Genomic DNA, 7,257 nt, shown 5'->3' with positions numbered 1-7,257 from the left:
GCAGGGAAGGGCGCCGCCCGACGCCGTACCGGCGGGCGGCGGCCCGCTCGTGACGGCCTTCCCACCGGACACCACCCCCAGGAGCCCCCGCCCATGCGCCTGCTCGCGCCCCTGACGACCGCCGCTGCCGCCCTGCTCGCCCTCGCCCCGGCCGTGCTCGGCCCGGCAGCCGCCGCGGACACCCACGAGCCCGTCCCGGTCCCGCTGCACACCTCCGCGAACGCGATCCCCGGCCAGTACATCGTCACCCTCGACAAGACCGCCGACCCGGTCGCGGTCGCCGCGGTGGCGGGCGTGAAGCCGTCGTTCACGTACTCCAAGGCGATGCGCGGCTTCGCCGCCTCCCTCACCGCCGCCCAGCTCAAGGCGGTGCGGGTGCTGCCGGGCGTGACCTCGCTGGAGGAGGACGCGGCCCTGACCGCCCCGCCCGTCCCGGCCGTCGCCGCGCCCGCGCCGCGGGTCGCGGCCACGTCCTGGGGGCTGGACCGCATCGACCAGGAGCAGCTGCCGCTGGACAACGCGTTCACCGTCCAGGGAAACGGCGCGGGCGTGACCGCGTACATCCTCGACACGGGCATCGACTTCGCGCACAGCGAGTTCGGCGGCCGCGCCAAGGCCGGTTTCGACGCCGTCGGCGACGGCCGGAACGGCCTGGACTGCCACGGCCACGGTACGCACGTCGCGGGCACGGTCGGCGGCCGCACGCACGGTGTGGCCACGAAGGTGAACCTGGTCAGCGTCCGCGTCCTCGGCTGCGACGGCAGGGGCACGTACTCCGGGATCATCGCAGCCCTCGACTGGGTCGCGGAGAACGCCAAGCAGCCCGCCGTCCTCAACGGCTCCCTGGGCGGAGCCCGCTCCAGCGCCGTCAACGCCGCCGCCGACGCCCTCTTCGACGCGGGCGTCCTCCCCGTCTTCGCGGCCGGCAACGAGGCGCAGGACGCCTGCAACGTCTCCCCCGCCTCGGCGTCCCGCGCGGTGACGGTGGCGGCCACCGACCGCTACGACCGGGAGACGGACTTCTCGAACTTCGGCCAGTGCGTCGCCCTCTACGCCCCCGGCCAGGAGATCGTCTCCGCCCGCCTGTCCGGCGGCAGCGTCTCCCTGGACGGCACCTCGATGGCCGCCCCGCACGTCACGGGCGTCGCCGCCCTCTACAAGGCGGCCCACCCCGCCGAGGCCCCGGACCGGGTGGCCGGCTTCCTGGAGCAGCGGTCGACGAAGGACATCCTGACCCGCCTCAGCTACAACACCCCCAACCGGCTCCTCAACACCGCGGGCTACTGACCCCGTCGGGGCCGCCGGTGTGCAGCTCGAACCACACCACCTTGCCGACGCCGCCGGCCCCCGGGCCAGGCACCCCACTCCGCGGCCAGCGCGGCGACGATCGCGAGCCCGCGCCCGGCCTCGTCCTCGGGCTCGGCCGCACGCGGCGGCTGACGAGCAGCACCGCGGTCTCCAGGGCGTCCTCGGGAAGCTTCCACTCCCGGACCTGCCGGGTGAACAGGGCCCGCGCGAGGCGGACGCTGCGGGGGCTTCGTACGAAGCGGTGCTCAAAGGTGTGGTCCGTGATCCGTACCGTCCCGCCCGGCCCCGCACCCCGACGAGACACGGCCCAGGATGCGGGCCCCTGTACCCCCGCGGTACACGACCGCGCCAGGGGACCCCCACCCCCGAATGGCCGTCCGGGCCGGGGGCGGGCAGGCTGGAAGGGTGCGCGCCGAGGCATACAGCAAGGCCGGCAGCCCCCTGTCCGAGTTCCTGGAGAACCCGGTCGTGGGGATGTCGCCGTGGATCCTGTTCTCCCTGCTGGTCGGCCCCGGGCGGTTCGAGTTCGCGGTCGGACTCTCCCTGGCCGCAGCGGTCGTCGTCGTCGTCCTCGGCCGCGTGGTCAACCGCGGCACCTCGTGGAAGCTCCTGGAACTGGCCGACGTCGTGTTCTTCGCCGTGATGGCCGTCATCGGGGTCATCGCGAGCGACGGCACACTCAACTGGCTGGAGACGTACGCGGGCGAGGTCGCGAACTTCACCCTCACCACGATCGCCTTCGGCTCGATGGCCGTGGGCGTGCCGTTCACGCTCCAGTACGCCCGCGAACAGACCGACCCGGCCATCTGGCACACGCCCGCCTTCCTCCGGACCAACTACGTGATCACGGGGGTGTGGGGCCTCGCCTTCCTGGCGGCCGGCCTGGCCGGCCTCTTCGGCGACCTGATCCTGCGCAGCCCGGACAACATGTGGACCACTTGGATCATCCCGATCCTGGCGATCGTCGCCGCCCTCCGGTTCACCGCCTGGTACCCGGACGTCGTACGGGCCCGCGCCGCACGCGAGGCGAAGGGGCTGAGCCGCGAACCGCCGAACCGTGCCTCGCTGCTGCTCCCGGTGGCCGGCCTGCTGGTGCCGATCGGCATCGCCGTCCTCGTCTTCGACGCCAACGTGTGGTGGCTGGGCGTGGCCCTGATCGTCGGCGGCGGCCTCCTCACAAAGGCTCTGCACGCGCGCAGTTGAGGCCTCCTGCGTGCTCATCACGCGACTCGCGGGGGGCCTGTGAGCAACTTGTTCATGTCGACCCAGAAGACGGCCAAGGTGCCGACTGCGAGGGGTCGGCTTCAACTGGCGCAAGTTCGACGTACAGCAACAACGAAGGCGGCATCTGCGTCGAGGTGGCGGCCTGTGCCCACGCTGTCCACCTCCGTGACTCCAAGCTCGGCGAGGACGGGCCGACCTTCGCCGTCCCCGCCGAGGCCTGGCGGGCCTTCCTCGGCCGGGTCAGCTGAAGACGACGGACCGCAGCTTCAGCCGCTCGGAGCCGCGTCCGACGATCGGCCGAAGGGTGAAGTGGTCGCCCTCGCAGTCGGGGTCGGTGAACACCGTCGCCGTGGAGGTGGTGCGGTTGCGCGGCGAGTGGGCGGGGCTGCTGGAGCCCGGGTCGGCGACCTCGGGCAGGGTGATGCACTCGCCGCTCGGCGGGTCGTCCAGGACGCCCACCTGCGGGCTGCCGTCGAGGCCGGAGTAGACGTACGTGAACTCGCCCGTGGCGGCGACCGCGGACGTGGGGATCGTCAGGACAAGGGTCAGCGCACCGAACGCGGCGGCGGCAGCATTGCGAAGACGCATGGATGGAGTTCCCCTCACAAGGAGCAACTACGTGCAGGAACCACCTTTCCGGCGCCACCCGCCGGAGGTCACTGCCGGACGGCGCAGAATCGTCCCTCCCTCGCCCGAACGGCCCAGCAGGTGTCAACTCCGGTCGTACACCGTCACCGCCACACCCCGCGCGGACAGCGCCTTCGCGACCAGCGGTTCGACGCGCGACCACTTGCCGCCGGCCAGCCCGCACCCGATCCGCGGCATGTGGACCGAGGCGCCCAGCTCCAGGGCGTGGTCCGCGAGGGCGGCCAGGCAGCGTTCCAGGGCGTCGTAGCGGATGGGGACGCCCGCGCTGCCGGTGCGGATGCCGCGCTGGCCGACCATGTTGGCGACCCAGGTGTCGTCCTTGACCCGGACCAGCCGGACCGCGCCCAGCCCGAAGTCGTTCTGGGCCCGGCTGCGGTGCCAGGCCCGGAAGTCGGCCTCGGGCTCCGGCCAGCGCTTCGAGAGGGCCAGGACGAAGCCCTTGCCCCAGCCGCCGATGTCGTTGCAGACGTGCGCGATGATCTTCGGCCCCTTGGCCTGCGGGCTCGTCGCATCCCCATCAATGATCCTCAGCGGTGTCATCTGCCCACCGTAAGCGGGACCACCGACAACGCCGGGCCCTACCGGAACCGGTCCCCCGCGAACCTCTTCAGTGCCGCGTCGACCCGGGCCCGGGGCAGCGGCAGGAACTGGTCCTTCGCGTCCAGCAGGAGCACCCTGAGCTCCCCGCCGGACCGTGCCACGTAGAACCGCCACACGCGCCGGTACCGCGAGGCCGCACCCTCGCGCAGCCACACGACCAGTTGGTTTCGGGCTGGGTCCCGCAGGTCGCTGCTCCTGCGGGTCACCCGGTGGATGTCCTCCCACGGAATGTCCAGGCTGCGGCCGCGAACACGCAAGGTGAGAGCCTGCCGGTCCAGGATCAGGGCGAACCGGTCCCGAACGAAGAACGGCACCGGAAAGACGGCGACGAAGCACGTGTAGAGCAGAAGCAGCGTCGCGTCCCGTCCGTGCGGTGGAGAACTGCTGACAAGCGCGAACACCGCGCATGCGGATGCCACGCAGGCGGCCAGCGTGCGCCAGCTCGGCGTGCTGCCCTCGAACCGGGCCCCGTCCTCATCGTCACAGGTGATCCCGTGCTCAGGGCGCGCGTGGGAATCCCACGCGTGCGGGGCGAAGCACTCGAGTGCCGCCTCGACCTCGGCCCGCCGGACGCCGAACGAGAACAGATCGCAGACGATCACCCCGCCCAGCCGCGGGACCAGCCATGGCAGGCCGCGCGGCAACGCTCGGCCGACCGCATCCAGGTCGGCCGGCCGCACGAACAAGGCCCCGTTGGCAGGCCGGCCCCGTCGCCACGATACGACACCCACCTGCGCAACGTCGTTCCACGGCCAGTGGGCCGTCCGGCCCCGGTGGACGTAGGTCAGGCCCGCTGCATCAAGAGTGAGGGCGGCCGGGAACCAGGCGCAGACGGCCGGGGGAAGCACCGGGACAGACAGGAGCAGCGTCCACAGCCCCAGGAGCGCGCCGTCGACGACGCTGAGATGCTGGGGCCCGGTCAGTGAGAGCGTCGCCGGTGTCGCCGCGACAGCGGCGAGCAGGAACGCCAGCACGGCGAGCCGGGCCCGCCGGGTGGTCCGGTGGAAGCGCTGGGCGGGAACCCGACGCGATTGCCTCCGGGACGCGTCGGGCGGCGGACGCTCCGTGTCCGGTGCCAGCTTCCATACCGGTCCGCCGAACCGCTCCAGCACCTTGCCGAGCTGCTCGGGCGTGCATTCGAGCCGGGAGACGTCGGCGGCGATCACTCCGCCGAGGCGCCGGGAGGCCCGAGCGCGACCGAGGAACAGGTAACTCCGCTTCGGGGTGTCGGGCAGCAGCTTCAGCACGAGGTAGTACGTCCCGCGGGTGCGGGAGAACAGGTGCGGGCTCCAGGCCAACCGGGCTTCGGAGATCCGGTGCCACGCGTACCGGTACCGGCGGCGGGGCTGCCCGGGCTTCCCTCGGACGAGCACGACTTCGTGGGCGGAGACTTCCAACCCGTAAGGCTCCAGGAAGCGCCGCACACCCAGCCAGCCGGCAAGCGCGGCAAGGAGCAGGGAGGAGCTGAATACGACGTCGGGAACCCGCGCGTACACCCCGTCAGTCGACTGCCCGTTCCGGTTCGCCTGCGACAGCTCCGCCATGAAGGTGGTGACGTCTCCGTAGGCGACGAGGCTCCAGAAGGCGGGGAGGGCTCCGAACAAGACTGCCACCAACAGCAGCATGTGTCCGCCACGGTTGCGGCGGACGTATCGCACGGCGGGCTCCTCGGCATCCGGGTCCGCCTCGGGCTCAGGCTCGGCCGCCCGCTCCGGCTTCGCCAGATCGGGCCGGTAGGCCGGATTGCGGGCCACTCCAAGACTGCCCGCGGTGTTGAGGTCGCTCTTCTGGGGCTCCGGCAGGCCGCGGGCGACGAGCCGGGCGCGGGCCTGCTCGTACAGGGTGTTGAGGTCGATCAGGGCCGGGCCGTCGGCCACGCCGTGGTCGAGGACGCGGAGCAGCTCCCCGGTGAACGCGGTGTTCCGTTCGCCCTCCTCGGCCCTCGCGATGGCGTGGGCGGCCGCGAGGAGGCAGACGCCCTCGACCTTCGCGTGGGAGGCGAGGTCCGCGCCGCCGCTCATGGCATTGGCGGCGAGCCCGCTGTAGCAGCAGTCGAGCACCACGACCCGGCGCAGGGACGGGGCCCTGAGGACGGCCGGGCGCAGGTGCCGGTACTCGATTCCGGTGTACGCGTACCCGGTCCGGGCGTTCGGGAGCCCGAGGAACAACTCGTCGGTGTCGGTGTCCACGAGGCCGTGGCCGGCGAAGTAGACGAGGAGGGTATCGGTGGCCTGGGCTGCGGCCGCGCGGATGGCGTCGAGCACTTCCTCCTGGCTCGACGGCTCGGCGAGCACGGTGCAGTGGGTCTCCGGCAGGTTCCAGGAGGCGGGACCGGTCAGCAACGTCCGCAGGTCGGCGAGGTTGCGCGCGACGTGCGGCAGTTCCGGCAGGCTGCGGTAGCGGCCGACGCCGATGAGCACGGCACGGGAGGCGGCCGGATCGGGCAGCGGCATGGACCGCCCTACGCCCCCGGCCCGCCGGTAGCGCCGAACCCGCCTGCCGTGCCGACCCCGTCGGCCTCGGCGGCCTCGTCGCCCCGGACGGTCACCGTGGCCCCGGCCGAGACGGCCTCTTCGACTCCGGCGGGGGCGGCGGCAGGCCGGTCCAGCAGGGCCACGGCCTGCCGGAGTTGGGCTTCGTCGGCACCCGCGAGGACGACCTCCAGGTCGCCGCGCCGAACCGTGACCACCGGCGGGTTCGGGCGCGTCCCGCGCCAGGCCGCGACAGCCACCCCGAGCGATGCGGCGGACCAGCCGCTGCCGACGATCAGGGTCACCAGGTCCAGGACGTCGCCCATGTCCCCCGGCCGGGGATCCTGCCCGGCCAGCTCGATGCGGGCGGTCCGGCGCAGCACGGGATCGCGGGAGAGCCACTGGTAGAGCGAGCGCACATCGGCCCGGTCACCCTGGACGTGCAGATCGACGCGCATGCATCCCCTTCACCCACCGCCCGGCAGCCGTGCACCGGATACCACCCATCACCCCAACTCACATCCTGGCACTGCGAGCCGGGCCGGATCCGGGAAACGGCCATATCGGCCGGCCGGGTCAACTCCTCCCGTGGCCAAGTGCTCTGCGGGACGTGCCGTGGCGGGCCGGCGATCGCCTGCGGGCCCGTTGTGGCCGGTCGCGCAGTTCCCCGCGCCCCTTCGGGGCGCCGCCGGACCGCAGTCGACTCCACCGCGGCCTGTGGTGTTCCCGGGCACGCGGCCGTTCCCGGCAGCGCGACGCCCCGGCAAGGCGCAGCCCGTGGCCCTGCTGCTCTGACGGGGCCGTTCCGGATCGTGTCCCCCCCGGCCGTTCCTCCGGGGCTTCCCGGCTGTCTGTTGGCATTCCGGGGCGGGTCGGCCTGTCAAGGGTGGCCGAAGGCCATCGCGCAGCGACGCGACGACGAAGGAGGAGCGCCCTTTACAGGCCGGCCCGCCCCGGAAGGACAATGGGCGGCCGGGAAGCCCCTGGCACGCCACACCCCCCGGCC

Annotated in this window: 6 protein-coding genes and 1 pseudogene; 3 read left to right on the top strand and 4 right to left on the bottom strand. The window is 72.9% G+C overall.

Annotation, left to right across the window (positions count from 1 at the left end; all coding sequences use genetic code 11):
- Positions 1-93 precede the first annotated feature (93 nt).
- From HYE82_RS31785 to HYE82_RS38600, 3 genes and pseudogenes are all read left to right on the top strand, one after another.
- Positions 94-1,287 carry a S8 family peptidase gene (locus tag HYE82_RS31785; RefSeq protein WP_179177668.1) on the top strand — a complete coding sequence of 398 codons (1,194 nt, stop codon included), beginning with the start codon at positions 94-96 and terminating at the stop codon, positions 1,285-1,287.
- Positions 1,288-1,713: 426 nt separating this feature from the next.
- A complete protein-coding gene (locus HYE82_RS31780) occupies positions 1,714-2,511 on the top strand; it encodes a hypothetical protein (RefSeq protein ID WP_309144512.1) in 798 nt (265 codons plus the stop codon).
- Positions 2,512-2,627: 116 nt separating this feature from the next.
- Positions 2,628-2,780 (top strand): annotated as a pseudogene (locus HYE82_RS38600) (DUF397 domain-containing protein); the annotation flags it as partial.
- On the opposite strand, the gene HYE82_RS31770 reads toward HYE82_RS38600, so the two are convergent.
- The 4 genes from HYE82_RS31770 to HYE82_RS31755 all read right to left on the bottom strand — a co-directional run bounded on the left by HYE82_RS31770 (position 2,773) and on the right by HYE82_RS31755 (position 6,709).
- Positions 2,773-3,120: a hypothetical protein gene (locus tag HYE82_RS31770; protein ID WP_179177665.1), complete on the bottom strand. Its 348-nt coding sequence runs from the start codon at positions 3,118-3,120 to the stop codon at positions 2,773-2,775. The pseudogene HYE82_RS38600 and the gene HYE82_RS31770 overlap by 8 nt on opposite strands.
- Before the next feature lie 123 nt (positions 3,121-3,243).
- The gene (locus HYE82_RS31765) at positions 3,244-3,720 is read right to left on the bottom strand and encodes a macro domain-containing protein (protein ID WP_179177664.1); all 477 of its coding nucleotides are present in this window, start codon (positions 3,718-3,720) and stop codon (positions 3,244-3,246) included.
- Between the two features lie 38 nt (positions 3,721-3,758).
- Positions 3,759-6,233, bottom strand: a complete 2,475-nt coding sequence (locus HYE82_RS31760) for a caspase family protein (protein ID WP_179177663.1) — start codon at positions 6,231-6,233, stop codon at positions 3,759-3,761.
- An 8-nt stretch (positions 6,234-6,241) separates the two neighbouring features.
- A complete protein-coding gene (locus HYE82_RS31755) occupies positions 6,242-6,709 on the bottom strand; it encodes a hypothetical protein (RefSeq protein WP_179177662.1) in 468 nt (155 codons plus the stop codon).
- Between the last annotated feature and the right edge of the window lie 548 nt (positions 6,710-7,257).

It is taken from the genome of Streptomyces sp. BR123 (genome assembly GCF_013401435.1).
Lineage (GTDB): Bacteria > Actinomycetota > Actinomycetes > Streptomycetales > Streptomycetaceae > Streptomyces.
This window is presented reverse-complemented; position numbering and strand designations above follow the sequence as displayed.

What these genes read in the sequence shown, in the direction of transcription:
- HYE82_RS31785 (WP_179177668.1), top strand. Translation starts at nt 94, where the DNA reads ATGCGCCTGCTCGCGCCCCTGACGACCGCCGCTGCCGCCCTGCTCGCC.
- HYE82_RS31770 (WP_179177665.1), bottom strand. Translation starts at nt 3,120, where the DNA reads ATGCGTCTTCGCAATGCTGCCGCCGCCGCGTTCGGTGCGCTGACCCTT.
- HYE82_RS31765 (WP_179177664.1), bottom strand. Translation starts at nt 3,720, where the DNA reads ATGACACCGCTGAGGATCATTGATGGGGATGCGACGAGCCCGCAGGCC.
- HYE82_RS31760 (WP_179177663.1), bottom strand. Translation starts at nt 6,233, where the DNA reads ATGCCGCTGCCCGATCCGGCCGCCTCCCGTGCCGTGCTCATCGGCGTC.
- HYE82_RS31755 (WP_179177662.1), bottom strand. Translation starts at nt 6,709, where the DNA reads ATGCGCGTCGATCTGCACGTCCAGGGTGACCGGGCCGATGTGCGCTCG.